Source organism: Halorientalis pallida (assembly GCF_049605515.1).
In the GTDB taxonomy this organism is placed as follows: Archaea; Halobacteriota; Halobacteria; order Halobacteriales; family Haloarculaceae; genus Halorientalis; species Halorientalis pallida_A.
Window position 1 is genome coordinate 677,720 of sequence record NZ_CP187158.1, and the last position, 17,792, is coordinate 695,511.

General features: G+C 66.9%; 15 protein-coding genes and 1 pseudogene. 11 read left to right on the forward strand and 5 right to left on the reverse strand.

Annotated elements, in window-relative coordinates:
- The first annotated feature begins 23 nt into the window (after positions 1 to 23).
- Positions 24 to 614: a rod-determining factor RdfA gene (gene rdfA / locus ACOZ4N_RS05135; protein ID WP_424018859.1), complete on the forward strand. Its 591-nt coding sequence runs from the start codon at positions 24 to 26 to the stop codon at positions 612 to 614.
- 180 nt (positions 615 to 794) lie between these two features.
- Here the strand turns inward: rdfA and ACOZ4N_RS05140 are convergent, their stop codons facing one another.
- The 3 genes from ACOZ4N_RS05140 to ACOZ4N_RS05150 all read right to left on the reverse strand — a co-directional run bounded on the left by ACOZ4N_RS05140 (position 795) and on the right by ACOZ4N_RS05150 (position 4,409).
- Positions 795 to 1,964, reverse strand: a complete 1,170-nt coding sequence (locus ACOZ4N_RS05140) for an acyl-CoA dehydrogenase family protein (protein ID WP_424018860.1) — start codon at positions 1,962 to 1,964, stop codon at positions 795 to 797.
- A gap of 76 nt (positions 1,965 to 2,040) precedes the next feature.
- On the reverse strand, positions 2,041 to 3,054 hold the full coding sequence (locus ACOZ4N_RS05145) for an alcohol dehydrogenase catalytic domain-containing protein (RefSeq protein ID WP_424018861.1): 1,014 nt from the start codon (positions 3,052 to 3,054) through the stop codon (positions 2,041 to 2,043).
- 110 nt (positions 3,055 to 3,164) lie between these two features.
- Complete coding sequence (locus tag ACOZ4N_RS05150; RefSeq protein ID WP_424018862.1) at positions 3,165 to 4,409, reverse strand: MFS transporter; 1,245 nt, start codon at positions 4,407 to 4,409, stop codon at positions 3,165 to 3,167.
- 289 nt (positions 4,410 to 4,698) lie between these two features.
- On the opposite strand from ACOZ4N_RS05150, the gene ACOZ4N_RS05155 reads away from it, so the two are divergent.
- The 7 genes and pseudogenes from ACOZ4N_RS05155 (at position 4,699) to ACOZ4N_RS05185 (ending at position 12,129) form a co-directional block, all read left to right on the forward strand.
- A complete protein-coding gene (locus tag ACOZ4N_RS05155) occupies positions 4,699 to 5,916 on the forward strand; it encodes an MFS transporter (RefSeq protein WP_424018863.1) in 1,218 nt (405 codons plus the stop codon).
- A gap of 25 nt (positions 5,917 to 5,941) precedes the next feature.
- Positions 5,942 to 6,682 carry an SDR family NAD(P)-dependent oxidoreductase gene (locus ACOZ4N_RS05160; RefSeq protein WP_424018864.1) on the forward strand — a complete coding sequence of 247 codons (741 nt, stop codon included), beginning with the start codon at positions 5,942 to 5,944 and terminating at the stop codon, positions 6,680 to 6,682.
- Between the two features lie 80 nt (positions 6,683 to 6,762).
- Positions 6,763 to 7,932 (forward strand): annotated as a pseudogene (locus ACOZ4N_RS05165) (3-hydroxyacyl-CoA dehydrogenase); the annotation flags it as partial.
- 49 nt (positions 7,933 to 7,981) lie between these two features.
- Entirely contained in the window at positions 7,982 to 8,755 is a 774-nt protein-coding gene (locus tag ACOZ4N_RS05170; protein ID WP_424018865.1) for an SDR family NAD(P)-dependent oxidoreductase, read from the forward strand.
- 116 nt (positions 8,756 to 8,871) lie between these two features.
- On the forward strand, positions 8,872 to 10,089 hold the full coding sequence (locus ACOZ4N_RS05175) for a CaiB/BaiF CoA transferase family protein (protein ID WP_424018866.1): 1,218 nt from the start codon (positions 8,872 to 8,874) through the stop codon (positions 10,087 to 10,089).
- A 62-nt stretch (positions 10,090 to 10,151) separates the two neighbouring features.
- Positions 10,152 to 11,336, forward strand: coding sequence for a CaiB/BaiF CoA transferase family protein (locus tag ACOZ4N_RS05180; RefSeq protein WP_424018867.1), 1,185 nt, complete (start codon positions 10,152 to 10,154; stop codon positions 11,334 to 11,336).
- 64 nt (positions 11,337 to 11,400) lie between these two features.
- Positions 11,401 to 12,129, forward strand: coding sequence for a cyclase family protein (locus ACOZ4N_RS05185; RefSeq protein ID WP_424018868.1), 729 nt, complete (start codon positions 11,401 to 11,403; stop codon positions 12,127 to 12,129).
- 28 nt (positions 12,130 to 12,157) lie between these two features.
- On the opposite strand, the gene ACOZ4N_RS05190 is transcribed toward ACOZ4N_RS05185, so the two are convergent.
- Positions 12,158 to 14,161, reverse strand: coding sequence for a TRAP transporter permease (locus ACOZ4N_RS05190; RefSeq protein WP_424018869.1), 2,004 nt, complete (start codon positions 14,159 to 14,161; stop codon positions 12,158 to 12,160).
- A gap of 176 nt (positions 14,162 to 14,337) precedes the next feature.
- Here ACOZ4N_RS05190 and ACOZ4N_RS05195 point away from each other — a divergent pair, with 176 nt between their 5' ends.
- From ACOZ4N_RS05195 to ACOZ4N_RS05205, 3 genes are all read left to right on the forward strand, one after another.
- The gene (locus tag ACOZ4N_RS05195; RefSeq protein ID WP_424018870.1) at positions 14,338 to 15,327 is read left to right on the forward strand and encodes a TAXI family TRAP transporter solute-binding subunit; all 990 of its coding nucleotides are present in this window, start codon (positions 14,338 to 14,340) and stop codon (positions 15,325 to 15,327) included.
- A gap of 4 nt (positions 15,328 to 15,331) precedes the next feature.
- Positions 15,332 to 16,315, forward strand: coding sequence for a cyclase family protein (locus ACOZ4N_RS05200; protein WP_424018871.1), 984 nt, complete (start codon positions 15,332 to 15,334; stop codon positions 16,313 to 16,315).
- 61 nt (positions 16,316 to 16,376) lie between these two features.
- Positions 16,377 to 16,682, forward strand: a complete 306-nt coding sequence (locus ACOZ4N_RS05205; RefSeq protein WP_424018872.1) for an ArsR family transcriptional regulator — start codon at positions 16,377 to 16,379, stop codon at positions 16,680 to 16,682.
- A 19-nt stretch (positions 16,683 to 16,701) separates the two neighbouring features.
- Here the strand turns inward: ACOZ4N_RS05205 and ACOZ4N_RS05210 are convergent, their stop codons facing one another.
- Positions 16,702 to 17,724, reverse strand: a complete 1,023-nt coding sequence (locus ACOZ4N_RS05210; protein ID WP_424018873.1) for an FAS1-like dehydratase domain-containing protein — start codon at positions 17,722 to 17,724, stop codon at positions 16,702 to 16,704.
- Between the last annotated feature and the right edge of the window lie 68 nt (positions 17,725 to 17,792).

The following is a 17,792-nucleotide window of genomic DNA, read 5'->3' on the forward strand; positions in this document are numbered from 1 at the left end:
TTTCCGGTGGCCTATCGCCGACCATGAGCGAGTACGGGTGTAAGGTGTGTCGTGTGCTGGACGAGCGGGATATGGAGCAATACGAAGATCGGCTGGTCGACCAGTGGCAAGCCGACAAACCACAGCGAAAGGGATACCGACAACTCGCGGAGTGGCTGAACACGATGATGCTCAGGCGCGAGATGGACCGCGCGGGGCTGTCGACGCTGGGCAACGAACCCGAATCGAAGTACGAACGGCTCCGGGACGACGACGAGACGGTCGCCGCCGAGGTCCGGACCGACCTTCGCAACGAGGGGATCGATGTGGAGGCCCTACTCGTCGATTTCGTCTCCTACGGTGTCGTCCGCACCCACTTCAAGGAGTGTCTGAATCTCGAACGCGACGTGGAACCGACCGACTGGGAACGAGACGCGATCGAGTACACGCGTGAACACGCCACCGAGAAATTCGAAGACGCCGTTCGGTCGCTCGTCAGCAAGGGAAAACTGTCGGCCTGCGGTGACATCGACGTCCACGTCACGCTCGAAGTCGAGTGTGAGGGCTGTCACTCGCGCGTTCCGATCGGTCGCGCACTCCGTCGGGGATACGTCTCTCAACAAGCGGAGGAGTAATGCGTCGGTGATCTCGAAAACGGGAGGTGAGAGGTCCGAGATGTGGCCGATGCCACAGGGACAACGCCACCATGGTTACCGATGGGCTGGACTGGGCACCGCGCCACGTATTCGTACTGGACCGAGACGTATGAATCGGCCCGGGCAGTGCCACCTTTGCCGCTTTCCCGGTGGTTACCGTCAGTACGACCGTGGCAGATCGAGGACGTGCTGACCGATGTAGTTTTTCACCATCTCGTTGGAGATGGGTGCGATGACGTTGATCATCGTCTCGCGCCAGTACCGTTCGACGTCGTACTCCTGTGCGTAACCCATTCCGCCGTGGACGCGCATCGCCCGCTCGCAGGCTTCGAGGGCGTCCTCGCTGGCCCGTAGCTTCGCCGCGTTGGCCGCGGCTCCGGCGTCCTCGTCGTTGTCGTAGAGCCACGCGGCTTTTCGGACCGCCAGCTCGTCGAGTTCGAGTTTGCTCCAGGCGTCGGCCAGCGGGTGCTGGATCGCCTGATAGGAGCCGATGGCACTGTCGAACACCTCCCGTTCCCGGGCGTAATCGGCGGCTTTCTCCACGGCGGCCTGCCCGATGCCGACCGCGTTCGCGGCGATACTGATGCGCTCGGAGTTGGCGAACGAGAGCAGGTAGCTGAATCCGTCACCTTCCTCGCCGATGCGGTCCGCCGCGGGGATGCGTACGTCGTCGAACCAGACTTCGTTCGAGTCGGCCGCGCCGCGGCCGGCCTTGGGGATCTCGCTGACGTCGACGCCGTCCGTGTCCTTGCTGAACTCGGTGAAAAACAGCGAGAGCCCGCCGAACCGATCGCTCTCCTCGCGGGGCGCGGTGCGGGCGAGCAACATGATCACGTCGGCTTCCTGAGCCTTCGAAGTCCAGATCTTCTGCCCGTTGACGACGTACTCGTCGCCGTCGCGCTCGGCGACCGTCTCGATGCTCGAGGTGTCGGTGCCCGCGTTCGGTTCGGTCACGCCGGTACAGACCATCACGTCGCCGTCCGCTATCTTCGGCAGGTACCGTCGCTTGTGTTCCTCGTCGCCGAATTCGACGAGTGGGGCCGTACTGAAGACGTGATGGGAGGTGATCGAGGTGCCGGCCATCGCCGCGCCCGAGCGGGCAATCTCCTGCTGGACCAGCGCGGCCTCCTGCACGCCGTACCCCTGCCCGCCGTACTCCTGTGGGATGGTGATGCCACACCAGCCGTCGTCGGCGAAGGTATCGAAGAACTCCCAGGCGAACTCGTGGTTCCGATTCTTCTCCCGCCAGTACTCGTCGCCGAAGTCGGCACAGAGTTCCCGGATTTGCTCGCGGATCAGCCGTCGTTCCTGGCCCAGTTCGAAGTTCATTGTGTGAACGACTCACGGCGATCACATAAACCTGGGCCCGGCGGTACCGCAGGGATCCGAGAAACGGGACCCTCACTCACGCCTGTGGCCTTACGACGGCCTTCCCGAACAAATCCCGGCGGGTCATGTCGAGGAACGCCTGCGAGGTCTCGGCCAGCGAGTAGGTGTCGGCGACTATCGCTTCGATGTCGCCGTTGCCCAGGAAGGAAACGGCTCGTTCGAGATCGGGTTGTGTCCCCAGCGTGCTTCCACGCAGCGTCTTCTGGTTCCAGTAGGTGTCCCAGAGATCGAGTTCCGTGGTATCGCCCGCCGTCCGTCCACAGACCACCTGTGTCCCGCCCCGACGGAGGACCTCCATGCCAGCCCGACCGTACGAGCCTCCGAGATGGTTGATCGTGGCGTCCACGGAGCCGATATCCTCGACGCGGTCGACCATCTCGTCGGGGTCGTCAGTCTCGATCGTAACGTCACATCCCAGTTCGCGGAGGCGGTCGAGTTTCCGCGCCGAGGTGGACGTGCCGATAGTCTCGGCACCACGGACCCCGGCCAGCTGGACTGTCGCGACGCCGACACCACCCGTGGCACCGGGAACAAACACGCGGTCGCCAGCGGTCACGGACGCCCGTTCGAGCATCCGCCAGGCAGTCATGTAAGCGATTGGGAGCGTCGAGGCCGCGGTGAAGTCGACGCCGTCCGGGAGCGCGACCAGGCGGTCGGCCTCGACGGCCGCTCGTTCGGCGAACCCGCCGTCGTAGCTGTCGTACTCGGCACACAGGTTCTCCGGCCCCTCCCGACAGTACCGACAGGTCCCGCAGGTCAGGAGTGGGCACAGCAGGACTCGGTCGCCGGGTTCGACCGACAGCTCCCGGCGACCGGGTTCGACCCGTTCGACGACGCCGGCCACGTCGGCACCACCGACGAATCCGTCGCCGGTTTCGCGCGTCCCCTCGAGTTTCCAGAGGTCGCGATGGTTGACCGAACACGCCTGGACGCGAACGATGGCCTGCCCCGGGTCGGAGTCGGGTTCCGGAACGGTCTCGACGGTGAGGTCCGCGGGATCGCCGGAGTCGGGGTAGACAGCAGCGCGCATACCAGCGTCTGTGATTGCACGAGCCATATAGCTGTGGGGGCTGGAAGAATGCGAGGGGGTGCAGGACGGCGTTGTGAGCGATGAGGCGATGCGGAGCCGCGACCGAGGCTTTATCTAGCGGTGGGATCGACGGCGGGTGACCACCGAGCGATCAGGAGACAGCCCGTCCCGCCGATGCCACACAGTAGGGCCGCGGCGACGACGGTGCCGCGAACGGCGGCGTCGAACCCGATCAGCGGTTCGGCGGACGCGACGGCGGCACCCATGACGATAGGGGCGACGGTGGCACCGACCCGGCCGAGGGCGGACCCGGTGCTGACGACGCTGCCACGGAGCGACTCGACGGTGAATCCGGTGATGACGCTCCGGTACAGCGACAGCGACGTTCCGAACCCGAGTCCGACGCCGGCGCTCCCGAGGAGTGCGGCCGGGAGCGACCCCGCGAGACCGACGACCGCGAAGCCCGCGCCCATCGACAGGTTCGCGCCCAGTAGCGGGTAGAGCCGGCTGTCGAACAGCGCGGTGATCCGGCCGGCCTGCGTGGCGGAGGCGGTATGGAAGACGCTGGCGGCCGTAATCAGCAACCCGGCTTCGCCCGGGCTCCCGCCGATGAGCCGGACGACGACGAAGGAGTTGTACGTGAGGAAGGCGGTGTAGAGGAAGTTCGGGATGGCGCGACCGACCAGCACCGAGGCCACCCGGGGCCTGGAGACGAACTGCAGGAGGTCGCCGAGATCGGTGTCGGCGCTCCCGCGACGCGTGTCCTCGTTGGTCGGTTCCTCGAAAAACAGCGCGATCAACACGGCGGTCGGGAACGTGAGCGCGTAGAGGAAGAAGGGGTACTGCCAGGCGATTGCGGCGAGCGCCCCACCCAGCAGGGGAAACGTCATCAGCGTGAACCCCGACGTGGCGAACCGGACGCCCTGGGCCGTCGCCTCGGCACCGCCGCGGTAGAGGTCGCCGATGCTCGTGACGATGATCGGCGTCAGGCCGGCAAACCCGATCCCCTGCAGTAGCCGGAGCGCGAGCGCCACCCGGAAGTCGGTCGTGAACGCGATGGCGACGCCACCGACCCCGAAACAGAGCAGGCCCCCGATCATGACGAGTTTCCGTCCGACCCGGTCGGCCAGCACACCAACGAGTGGAATCAGGACGATACACGGCGCGGTGAACGCGGTCATCAACAGCCCGATCTCGGCCTCGCTCACGGCGAACGGCCCGACGAGCGTGTCCAGCAGGGGCGAGATCAGCGCACTCCCCAGCGGCGGACTGAAGTTCGCGAGCAACAGCAACTGGAAACTACGGTCCCTGATGATCGGAGCGTCCTCACCGAGCAGTGTCGCGGCTGAGATCACTGACCGGGCGTTCTCACTGACCCACATTAGCTGCACCGACTGCGGCAGATGCGAACCCGACTCCCGAACCTGCCCGTCCAACCAACGCCGGTCGGCCCGTCCAGTCGAGGGCGAATCAGCACGGTCGGATCTGTGAAACACAGACATATTCGGCGAGGGTGTCGATACGATAACGTACTTAGTACGTTATTTCTTTCCCACCCGTTGCGATTTTCCAGACCGGCGTCTGGCGTGTGGTAGCAACTACCACAAGGTAAGATTGAAATCGAAGGGTCGGGAACGGGCGACCGTGTTCCCGGACCTGACGAGAGCCAGGCGATCACTTCGAGCCTCGCCGCTGGTGGACGAGCGGCTGAGCGTGCTCGTGGTCGTCGGGTTCGGCTGGTTCCTCCTGCTCGGCGTGCGGCTGACCGTCCCGGCGCTGTTCCCGAGCATCCGCGCGGAATTTGCCTTCTCGAACACGATCGCCGGGTCGGTCTACACGATCCTCCTGAGCGTCGCCGCGCTGTTGCAGTTGCCCGGCGGGGTCGTCGCCGACCGCGTGGGCGGTCGATCCGTGCTGACGCTCGGGTTCGCCGCCGGCCTCGCGGGGACGACACTGCTCGCTGTCGCGCCCGGTGTCCCGGTGTTTCTCCTCGGCATCGTCCTGTTCGGAGTCGGGACCGGCGTGTACGGCACGCCGCGTGTGACAGTCCTCTCGGCGGTGTATCCGGATCGTGATGGCACCGCCATCGGCATCTGCTCGGCCGCAGGCAACGTCGGGACGACGATCCTGCCGGTCGTGGCCGGCGTCCTCGCCGCCGTGGTCGGCTGGCAGTACGGGTTCGCCTTCGCAGTCCCGTTGTTCGCCGTCGGGACGCTCCTCGCCTGGCGAGTCGTCCCGCCGGACGCGGGGAAGGCCGAGGACACCGGGTCATTTCTCGAAGACCTGCCCGGCCTCGTCGCGGGACTGTGGAACCGTGAGGTCGTACTCGCGACGGCGATCATGCTGGTGATGTTTTTCGTCTACCAGGGGTTGACGGCGTTTCTCACGACGTATCTGGTGACGGCGAAGGGGCTGTCGACGCAGTTGGCGGCCACGCTGTTCGGCGTGTTCTTCGCCGGCGGTGTCGTCGCACAGGTCGTCGGTGGCAACCTCGGCGACCGGTTCGGCAAGCGACGGACGATGGCGCTGCTCTTGCTCGCCAGCGCCGCGACGCTGTTCGCGCTCCCGTTCGTCTCCGGGTTCGCCACGCTCGTCCCGGCGGTCCTCGCGTTGAGCATCCAGCTCGGCAACTGGCCCATCGTCTTCTCCTACACCGTCGCGGCGCTGCCCGACGACGGGCAGGCGAGCGGTCTGGGCCTGCTCAGGACGTTCTACCTGCTGGTGGGGTCGCTGGGCTCGACCGCCGTCGGCGTCATGGCCGACCTGAACCTGTTCGACGAGGCGTTTTTTGCACTCGCCGCGCTCACGCTGCTCGCCGCGCTGTTCTGTCTGGTCTTGCCGGTTCCGGCCGGGAAAGATTAGTAGGTGCCCCCGCCGATTGGGCGGTATGCCAGTCGCCGTCGTAACCGGATCGTCCCGAGGGATCGGACGGGCTATCGCCCGCCAGTACGCCGCGGACGGCTGTGACGTCGTCCTGAACTACAACACGAGCGAGCGAGCGGCCGCGGCAGCGGTCGACGAGATCGAGGCCGAGACCGACAGCGAGGCCGTCGCGATCCAGGCCGACGTCGGCGACCCCGTCGCGGCGACCGACCTCGTCGACGGGGCCGTCGACGCGTTCGGCGGCCTCGATCACGTCGTGAACAACGCGGCGATCAACGAGCACGTCTACACGCCGGACCTCTCACCGGACGCGTTCGCGAACGTGTTGAACGTCAACGTCACCGGCGCGTTCACCGTCACCAGGGCGGCGCTCCCGTACCTCCGGGACTCCGCGGCGACACCGGGGCCGTCGGTCGTCAACGTTGCCTCGCGGCTGGCGTTCGACGGTGCCGCCTACGAGAGCCACTACGCCGCCTCGAAGGCCGCCGTCGTGGGACTCACGAGGAGTCACGCACGGGAGTTCGCCCCGGAGATACGCGTCAACTGCGTCGCGCCCGGCTACGTCGAGACGGACATGACCGACGCCACGAACGACGCGGAAGACAAACGCGAGCGACGGGACGTGATCCCCGTCGGACGGCTCGGTCGACCCGAAGACGTGGCCGAGGCGGCGGCGTACCTCCGGGACGCTGGCTACGTCACCGGTGAGACCCTGCAGGTCAACGGCGGGCAGTTGATGCGCTGAGCGACTCGCCGGACGGTCGGTCGAGCGGGGACGTTGCCGCCCGCGGTGGCGTTAAGGTGACTGCACCGCCAGCGGACGGTATGACACTCGACGGTATCGACCGCGTCGCGGTGCTGGGCGCGGGGAACATGGGGCACGGAATCACCGAAGTCGCCGCGCTGGCGGGCTACGACGTGACGATGCGGGACGTCGAGGCCGAGATCGTCCAGGAGGGGCACGACGAGATCGTCTGGTCGGTCGAGAAACTCGCCGAGTCCGGCCGGATCGAGGACGCGCCCGGCGACGTACTGGACCGGATCGACACGACCACGGATCTCGCCGCGGCGGTCGGCGACGCCGACATGGTGATCGAGGCGGTCCCCGAGGACATGGCGATCAAACGGGAGGTCTTCGGGGAGATCGACGAACACGCACCGGCCGATGCCATCCTGGCATCGAACACGTCGTCGCTGTCGGTGACCGATATCGCGGCGGCGACCGACCGCCCCGAGAGCGTCGTCGGCACGCACTTCTTCAATCCGCCGGTCAAGATGGACCTGGTCGAGGTCATCTACGGTGCGGAGACGACCGACGAGATCGCCGAGACCGCGTTCGCGTTCTGTGAGTCGATGGGGAAGACGCCGATCTACGTCCGGAAAGACGTCCACCGGTTCGTCGTCAACAACGTCCTCGGCCCGTTCATCGACGAACCCAACTGGATGGTCTCGAAGGGCGAGGCCACGATCAGGGAAGCCGACGCGGCGATGGTCCACCGCCGTGGGTACCCGATGGGTCCGTTCGAGTTGCTCGACATGACCGGGATCGAAATCTCCCACCACATCCGGGAGGCCGGTGGCATCGAGATCCCGCCGCTCATGGACGAGAAAGTGGCGGCGGGCAACTACGGCCAGAAGACTGGCGAGGGCTACTACGACTACGAAGACGGTGCGGGCGTGGACTACGAGGCGGGCGACGGCGAGGACTTCGACGCCTTCCGGGTCGAGGCCACCATCATCAACGAGGCGGCCCACCTGATCGGTGACGGCGTGGCCACACCCGACGCCGTCGACACCGGGATGACCCTCGGCACGGGCTGGCCGGAGGGGCCCTGCGAGCGCGGCGACGATATCGGACTGGACGCCGTTCTGGAAAAACTCCGGGACCTCCACGAGGAGTACGGGGCCGAGCGGTACGAACCGGCCGATCACCTCGTGGAACTCGTCGAGTCAGGTCGGACCGGGCGCGAAGCCGGCGCGGGGTTTCACGAGTACTGAGTGTGGTAAGGCGAACTTCTAAGGGGACCAGCGACGAGGAACGGGTATGCTCGACGGACAGACCGCGCTGGTCACCGGAGCGAGTCAGGGTATCGGCCGATCCATCGCCATCGTGCTGGCGAATCACGGGGCTGACGTGGCCCTCGGCGCGCGCAGCGACGGCATCTACGAGACCGCGGAGCTGATCGGCGACGACGCCGAGACCCTGCCCGTGGAACTGGACGTGACCGACGAGGCGTCGGTTCGTGACGCGGTCGACGCGACCGTAGACGCGTTCGGCGGCCTCGACGTACTCGTGAACAACGCCGGGATCGGCGGCCCGACCGCGCCTATCGAGGAGGTGACCGTCGAGGAGTGGGATCGGACACAGGACGTGAACCTCCGGGGAGCGTTCCTGATGTGCAAGCACGCCGCGTCGCACCTGCGCGAGAGCGACCGCGGGAGTGTCGTCAACATCTCGTCCATCGCAGCCAAGGACCCGTATCCGACGCGAACGCCCTACTCGGCGTCGAAGGCCGGGATGATCGGGTTCGGTCGCAGCCTGGCGTACGAACTCGGCGAGGACGACGTGACGGTGAACACGATCTGTCCGGGCGCGGTCGAAGGCGACCGGATCGAGCGGATGATCGAGCGGCAGGCCGAGGAACGCGGGATCTCCTTCGAGGCGGCGATGGCCGAACGGGTGACCGACCGGTTGCCACTGGACAGCATCGTCGCACCCGAGGACGTGGGCGAACTCGTCGCGTACCTCGCCAGCGACCACGCCCGCAACCTCACCGCACAGGACATCAATCTGGACTCCGGGGCGCGTCAGGACTGAGCGGCGCGGTCGCCGGGCGTCGGGGACTGCGGTGCGGTCGGGGTCGTTTCACGGCGGCTCCGCCGCGGCACTGCCACCGGGGCTACGCTTAAGGGACGGCGCGTGCAGGCTTGGGTATGCCTCTCTCAGACGTGCGAGTCGTCGACTGTGGGCAGGCCATCGCCGGCCCGCTGTGTGCGACGTACCTGGGCGACCTCGGGGCCGACGTGATCAAGATCGAGCGGCCGAGCGGCGAGGTCTACCGCACCGACAGGCGCGAGAAAGACGGCGAGCCGTTCAATCCCGGGTTCGAGCAGTTCAACCGTAACAAGCGGTCGCTGTGTCTGGACATGAAGGCCCCCGACGGGATGGCGACGCTGTACGATCTGGTCGCCGAGTCCGACGTGTTCGTCCAGAACTGGCCGCCGGGCGTCGCGGAGCGACTGGGCGTGGACTACGAGACGCTACGGGAGATCAACGAGGACCTGATCTACGTCCACGTCACCGGCTACGGCGAGACGGGACCGATGGCGAACAAGCCCGCGATGGACACCATCGTCCAGCACGTCTCCGGGCTGTCGAGTCTGATGGGCTACGACGACGGGAAGCCGCCGATCCGCGCCCAGTCGTCGGTCGCGGACTTCTACGCGGGCTGTCACGCCGCGATCAGCGCGCTCGCGGCGCTGCGCCACCGGGACGTCCACGACGCGGCCGGGCAAAAGATCGACGTGTCGCTGCTGGAGTCGCTGCTGCACAACATGGACGCGGCCTTCGAGTACTACCACAACTGCGGGGAGGTGCCGCGCCGGGGCGGGCGGAGCGCCTTCTTCAACGACGAGATGCTGTACGGAGCCGCCGAGGCCGCCGACGGCTGGGTCTGCGTGGCGCTGTTGCTCTACTCCGATCCGATGTGGGAGGCCTGCTGTGAGCTCATCGGTCGCGAGGACCTGCTGACGGACCCGAAGTACCGGACCGACGCGGGCCGGATGGACGACGCCGCCGAACTCACCGCTCTGTTCGAGGAGTGGCTGGCCGAGCAACCGGCCGACGAGGCGGTCGACCGGCTCAACGACGCCGGCATCCCGGCGGCCCACCACCGGACGATAGACGAGGCGGCCGACCTCGATCACGTCCGGGAGCGCGACGTGTTCCGGGAAGTCGACCACCCTCGACTGGATCGCCTCACCCTGACCGACACGCCGCTGTCGCTGTCGGAGACGCCGGTCCAGGACCCACGACACGCGCCCGTGCTGGGCGAACACAATCGCGAAATTCTGGACGAACTCGGCTACGACGACGACGAGATCGACGCCCTCGCCGCCGACGGCGTCATCGACGCCCGCGCCGACCGGTAATCGCCCCGGACGGCGCTTTCCGGGAGGGATGGAATTTTAATGACCCGTCTACACATCGGTGTATGCGACCGTTCGAAGACATCGACGTGCTGGACCTCACCCAGTCGATCGCCGGGCCCGTCTCGACGCAGTTTCTCGGACTGCTCGGCGCGAACGTGGTCAAAGTAGAGCCGCCGGGCGGGGACGCGTTCCGTGGCCTGCTCGACGGCGCGATGTTCGCCTCGGTCAACCTCTCGGACAAACGGAGCGTCTGCCTCGACCTGAAGACCGAGGACGGACAGCAGGCAGCCCGGGACCTCGCCGCGGAGGCCGACGTGGTCGTCGAGAGCTTCCGTCCGGGCGTGCTGTCGAAGTTCGGCCTGGACTACGAGACCGTCTCGGAGACCAACGACGACGTCGTCTACCTGTCCCTGACGGGCTTCGGTCAGGACGGCCCCTACAGCGAGTGGCCGGCGTACGATCCCGTGATCCAGGCGATGAGCGGGCTGATGTCGACGATCGGCTACGAGGACAGGCCGCCGGTCCGGATCGGAGCGAGCGTCATCGACTGGGGGACCGGCACCCTGGCCGCGTTCCTCGTCGCGTCGGCGATCCACGAGCGCGAGCAGACTGGTGAGGGCGACCACATCGACGTGAACCTCTTCGAGGTGGCCGTCGCCTGGATGGGGTACTGGATCGCTCACTACACCGGCACCGGCGAGGTGGCCGAGCGCCAGGGCCAGGGCTTCGCGGGCCTCGCCCCCAACGAGGTGTTCCACGCGGCCGACGACGAGCCGTTCTACCTCTGTGTCGTCAACAACGATCTGTACGAGCGACTCTGTAGGGCCATCGACCGGCAGGACCTCCTCGAGGACGACCGCTACGAGACCAACGAGAAACGCTGGGAGTACAAAGACGCTCTCGTCGCCGACCTCGAAGCGGAGTTCGCCGAGTACGACCGCGCGGACCTCTGTGAACTGCTCGCGGAGGCGGGCGTCCCGGCCGGGCCGGTCCGGACCGTCGACGAACTCGTCGAGGACGACCCCCACGTCGCCGCCCGGGAGTTCCTGACCGAATCACACAACGTCTACCGGGACACGCCCGTCAAGACGGCGGCCGCACCGTTCCGGACCGGGGACGGCCGGCCGGAACTCGACGACCGGCCGCCGGAACGCGGCGAACACACGCGGACCGTCCTCGAAGGCCTCGGCTACGAAGGTGACCAGATCGAACGGATGCTGGCCGCGGCCGAACTCGACGGGGAGTGAGTCGCCGGCGCGGCGCGGTCGCCGCGGGGACAACTCTTATTGAGCGATTCGCCGAAGTCCGCCCATGGTCGAACTGGTAGACCTGACTGCGACGATCCACGAGGAGATGGCCAACCACCCGGCTCACGGCCGGAGTCCCGTCTTTCTCACCGGGACGCGCATGAATCACGACGAGACCGAAGACACCTGGCGCGGCAAGGGTGTCGAGGACATGTCCGTCATGAACGGGTTCGTCCTGTTCGCCGAACACAACGGGACACACGTCGACGCGCCCGTCCACATCCACCCCGACGGGGCGGGGATCGACGAGGTACCCCTGGAGGAGTGTTACGGATCGGCAGTGTGGCTGGACCTCTCCGAGGCCGGTCCGCGCGAGGCCATCGGCCCCGACGCCCTCGACGCGGCGGCGACCGCCGCGGGTGTCGCGGTCGAAGCCGGCGACACGGTCTTGCTCCACACGGACTGGGACCGACACCTGCCCGACGATCAGGAGACCTACCTCGACGATCATCCCGGCCTCTCCGAGGCCGGTGCCCAGTGGCTCCACGACCGGGACGTGAGCCTCGTCGGGATCGACTGTGGGAACGTCGACGTGGCCGGAGCCACGTCGCTGCCGGCACACCAGGTGTTCCTCCGGCGTGACGTGCCCGAGAAACATACGCTCGTCGCGGAGAACCTCCGGGGGATCGACCGCATCCCGGATCACCGGTTCACGTTCAGCGCGACGCCGTTACCCATCGAGGGCGCGACGGCCAGTCCGGTGCGAGCGGTCGCCATCGTCGACGCGAACTGAAAACACCGACTGCGTTCTTCGTTCGCCGTTACTGCGTCGCGGTTTCTGGGGTCGCCAGCCCGCGCGTTCTGAAGACCAGGACGCCCAGCCAGACGGCACCGACGACGGCGAGGCCGAGCTGGACGGTGTACATCGGGACGAAGAAGATGGCCGCCGCCAGCCCGAGGTAGAGCGGACGCTGCCAGATCGGGACGTTTTCGGTGAGGTCGTAGCCGACGAGCGCGATGCTCATCATCAGCAGTCCGACGCTGATCGCACCGAAGGTCGTGAACGTCTGGAGCCCGTTCCAGTAGATGAGTTCCTGGTTCAGGGCGAAGGTGAACGGGATGACGAAGGCGAACAGCCCGAGCCGAATGGTCTCTTTGGCCACGTCCCAGAAGCGCGCCTCGGCGATGCCCGCGCCGACGGCACAGGAGAGTGCGACGGGCGGCGTGATCGTCGAGAGCAGCGCGAAGTAGAACACGAACATGTGGGCCGTGATGGGCTGGATGCCGAGTCGCACCAGCCCCGGGGCGGTCAGGATGGCGACGACGACGTAGGCGGCCGGCGTCGGCATCCCCATGCCAAAGAGGATGCTCGCCAGCATCGCGAGCAACAGGACGAGGACGAACACGCCGCCCGCGAGCGATATCATCTGTAGCGAGAACCGCTGGGTGAACCCGGACTGGGTGATGACGGCGATGACCATCCCGAGCGAGGCCAGGACTGCCGTCAGGGGGGCCATGTTCTCGGCACCGATCTTGCAGCCCTCGACGGTGCGGCGAGTCCAGGCTTTCACCGTCTGGAAGTCCCCGCCGTCGAGCAGGAGGTCACGGGCGATCCCGCCCAGGAGGACGGCCAGAATCCCGTACATCCCCGCGGACATCGGATCGTACCGGAGGATCACGAGCGTGTAGATGAGGACCGCGAGCGGTCCGGTGTAGGGGAGCGTGTCGACCAGCGTTTCCAGGATCGAGGAGTCCTCGCTCTCCTCGTCGACGAGATCCTCCGTTCCGGAGGTCCAGCCGTTCTTGATCGCGGCGATGTGGACCACGAACGCGACGGTGATGTAGAACAGCAGGGCTGGCAGGATCGCCGACTGGAGGATGCTGAAGAAGGAGACGCCGAGGATGTCGGCCATGAGGAAGGCGGCCGATCCCATCACGGGCGGGAGGATCTGGCCGCCGGTACTCGCGATGGATTCGATCGCGCCCGCGAACTTCCCTTCGACACCCTCCTCGCGCATCAGCGGGATCGTGAAGGAGCCGGTGGTCGCGACGTTGGCGGCGGAACTCCCCGTGATCGACCCCATCAGCATGCTGGAGACGACCGCCACCTGGACGACGCCGGAGCGGAGCCGGCTCCCGACGTTCCGTCCGACCCTGGTGACGTAGTCCAGCCCCCCGTATCCCTCGATGATCCCGGCAAAGAGGATGAACACGGCAACCCAGGTCGCGCCCACGCCGAGGATGAACCCGTAGACGCCGCCGATGGCGACCGAGTTCATGTACACCAGCCGTTCGAGGCCGAATCCGCCGTGGAACAGGATGCTTGGGAACAGCGGTCCGGCCCACCCGTAGAACAGGCCGGCGATGACGACGATCCCGAGGAGGCGTCCGTAGGCGCGCCACGTGGCGTGGATGGTGACGAGCATTATCGCGGCCCCGACGAACAGGTCGACGTTCGTGTAGATGAGATTCTGCCGTGCCTCGTTCAGCCAGCGCCAGAAATTGAGGTGGACGTAGATCGTCCCCGCGGAGATCACACCGAGCAGGACCACCGAGATCCCGTTGTTCAAGTGATCGCGCCACCCGTCGGGGTCGAAATCGAGCGTCGTCAGGTAAAACACGGACAGCAAGAGCCCGAGGTGGATGTTGGCGTGTTGCTGGCGGGGCATCGTTCCCTGGAATGCGTAGTAGAGATGCCATCCGACCGTGATGACGCCGAGAACGTACACGAGCAATCTGACGACTCGCTTGACCGTCAGGTCGTCCCGGCTCCGCGGAACGATCTGTGGAAGTGCCTCTGTCGCTGCTTTGCGACGGGTTGACATATGGACTACAACCGAAACCGACGAACAAAAAGTTTCCCCAGGCGGCACCACGAAACCATCGGTAGCTAGTTTGGTATTATCACTAGTATAACTTCTATTGCCGGTGGTTATTTGTAATGAAGAAAGTATGAGGAACTATGGCACGCAGAATCAACCGTCGTAAAGCTCTCGCAACCATGGGTACCGTCGGTGCGCTCGGACTGGCAGGGTGTACAGGGCCGCTTGGCGGTGGCAGCGGTGGTCGATCGGCACTGACGATGATGACGTCGACGGAGGACACGGCGGCGTACCAGATGTCACAGGGTCTCGCGGCGGTGGTGAACGAGAACAGCGATTCGATCCAGATCTCGGCTCGTCCGGGCGACGGGGCAAAACAGAGCATGCGGCTACTCGACAGTGGCGAAGCCGACATCGCGTACACCGACACGCTCAACGCGTACCGGATCACGAACGGGTTGGGCGCGTACGAGGACAAGCCGTTCGATAACGACATCAAGCAGGTGTGGCACTACTACGACATCCAGGGTGGTCTGGTGACGAAGGAGAGTACGGACATCCGGACGGTGAACGATTTGGCCGGTGCGGCCGTCTCGCCAAACCCTGTGGGGACGGCGATGCGGGACGTGATGCTCGCACACCTCTCACACGCCGACTTCAACCTCGACGACATGGAGGAACTGGCGCTGGGATACGGCGAGGAGGCATCCGCGCTCGCGGAGGGGCGTGCGGACGCAGTCACCGACATCCGCATCAACGCCGAACTCACGCCGAGCTACGTCCAGGAACAGTACAGCATCGTCGAGGACGCGTGGCTGATCGGCTGGCCGGACTCGACGGTCTCCTCGATCCAGGACGACGACACCATCAACGGCAGTTACTACGACGCGAGCACGATGGAGGGTCCCAACTACGGGGACCGCACCGAGGAGTGGTGGACCGACACGGTGTACGTGACCTTCGTCCGGTCGGGGATGGATCAGGAAGTCCTCAACGAGATCCTGACCATCATGTGGGACAACGTCGAGAGCCTCACGGAGTATCACTCGCTGGCCAGCGCGTGGCAGAAGAAGTCGTTCCTCTCGGGCAAGCTGAGTCCCGCCATTCCGATCCACCCGGCCGCGAAGAACTTCTTCGACGACATCGGCGCGGACTACCCGTCCTCGTAACCGGATGGCACGGCCACGCATCGAGGACATCCTCGACGACGCCCCCGACAACTGGGGGCGCTGGGGCGACGACGACGAACTCGGCGCAGTGAACCTGCTCGACGCCGGACGCGTCCTCCGGGCCGTCGAGACCGTCGAGTCCGGCGAGCGGTACACGCTCGGCGTCCCGCTGAACGCCCCCGGTGGCGATCCCGTGTGGCCGACGCGGGACGGCATCGACCACCGGATGGTCCGGGACAAGAGCCACATAGACGCCGGGGCGGCCGACCGCGAGCCGTTCGGGTTCATGGAGTCCTCCGACGACGCCGTCGACGTGTTCACCCACGGGACGACCCACCACGACGCGCTCGGCCACAGCTGGTACGACGACGAGTTGTACAACGGCTTCGACGCCGAGACGACCGTCGGCGGGCTCTCCCGGTGCGGTGCCGAACACCTCGGCGAGCGGGGGATCGTCGGACGCGCCGTCCTGCTGGATGTGGCCCGTCACCGCGGCGTTGATCGCCTCGACCGCGGCGACCGGATCACGGCCGCGGAACTGGACGCCTGCGCCGACGAGCAGGGCGTGTCGCTGGAAGCCGGAGACATCGTCCTGGTCCGGACCGGTGCGCTGTCGCTGTTCTACGACGAGGGGCCCGAGGCGTTCTACGCCGCCTACTCGCCGCCGGAGGACCCGGACACACTCGACGAACCGGGGCCGACCTACACCGACGAGACCGCGGCGTGGTTCGCCGACAACGACGTGGCCGTCTACGGGACGGACACGCTCACGGCCGAGCAGACCCACTCCCGGGAGACGGACACGCTCATCCCGCTCCATCCGGCGCTGTTGCGGGACCTCGGCGTCGTGATCACCGAACTGCTCGCCCTGGAGGATCTCGCCGCCGCCTGCGCCGACGACGGTCGCTACGACTGTCTGTTCGTCAGCGGGCCGCTGCCGCTGGTCGGCGGCACGGGTGCGCCCGCGAACCCGGTCGTGATCCGCTGATCGTCGGTTGCCGCCCGCGAAAGGTCTTTTTCGTGTCTCACGAGATATGTGGTGTCACACCATGGCATCGAACTGTCGCAGTTCGCCAGCCGCGGGCCACGGGCGGCCCACTCGGCTGCGCGAACTCACACCCAGCGCGAAGCTCACCTATCTGGTCGTCGACCGGGCGGCACCACAGCGACTCACCGTGGCGCAACTACGCGAGCGGACGCGGCTCGCGGACCGGACGCTCCGGCGCGCGATTGCGGACCTCGACGACGCCGAGTTGGTCGTTCGCCGCTGGCGCGTCGTGGACGGGTCGGGCCCGCAACGCGAGATAGCGCTGGCCGACCGCGAGCGGTCGCGGCAGGACCCTGCGGGAGAGTAACCAGTTCGACCGTCCGCGTTCACTCGGCGGGCAGGTCGGCCTCGGCCTCGCCGGTGAGGAGTACGTCGTCGGACCGGGTGGTGGCCTCGAACGACGCGACGACCGTCGCACCCGATCCGGTCCGGGTCACCTCGTCGATCTCGCCGGTGACGACCACGCTCTCGCCCGGGAACAGCTGTGACTGAAACCGGGTTCGGAACCGGGTGACGGTCGCGAGACCGAGCCAGTCCGAGACGGCGCGCGCCGCGTACCCGGCGGTGAGCATCCCCTGGGCGAAGACCGCGTCGTGGCCGGCCGCTCTGACGTACGGTTCGTCGTAGTGGATCGGCGTGAAGTCCCCGCTCGCGCCCGCGTACTTCACGAAGTCCTTCCGTTCGAGGTCCGCGACGACGAGCGGCGGGGCGGTGTCACCGACCGAGACTGACCCTGCCGTCGCCGTCGGGCGCGGCGGTCGCTCGGCGGTCGCCTCGGTCCCAGCGCCGTTCGCCGCGGGTGGGTCGTCGCCGCTGGTGTCGAGGTCGTCGCCCTCGTCGTCGGTGTCGTCGTCATCGTCGATGGCTCCCCCGGTCTCGATGGCCGTCGACCGGGCGGTGACGACGAGGTCCCCGTCCTGGTCGCGAAACGCCGTCTCCGAGACTGCGAAGGTCATGGTCCCGCCGCGGCGACCGTCGCGCTGGAACACGTCGACCAGCGTCGTCTCGCCGCTGAGGACGTCGCCGACGACCAGCGGCCGTTCGTACTCGTAGGCCTGCTCGCCGTGGACGGTGTATGCCTGTCGGAAGCCGAGGTCGAAGCCGGGCGTCCCGTCTACCCCGTCCGGCCGGTACCGCGGGAAGTACGCCGTTCTGGTGAACGTCAGGGGCGCGGGAATCCGGTCGAACCCGCGGTCGGCCGCGGCGGCCGCGTCGTGATGAATCGGGTTCTCGTCCCGGAGGGCGGTCGCGAACTCCGCGACCTTGCCGACCTCGACGCGGAGCCCTTCGACGGTCCGTCGCGAGTCACCGACGCGGGCTTTCAACTCCGAGAGCGGTCGCTCGGGCATCGTCAGCGTCCCCCTCGGCGTGTCGCGGGCACAGGTCGCTGGGGCGGCCAGCGCGGTCTGGACGGCCG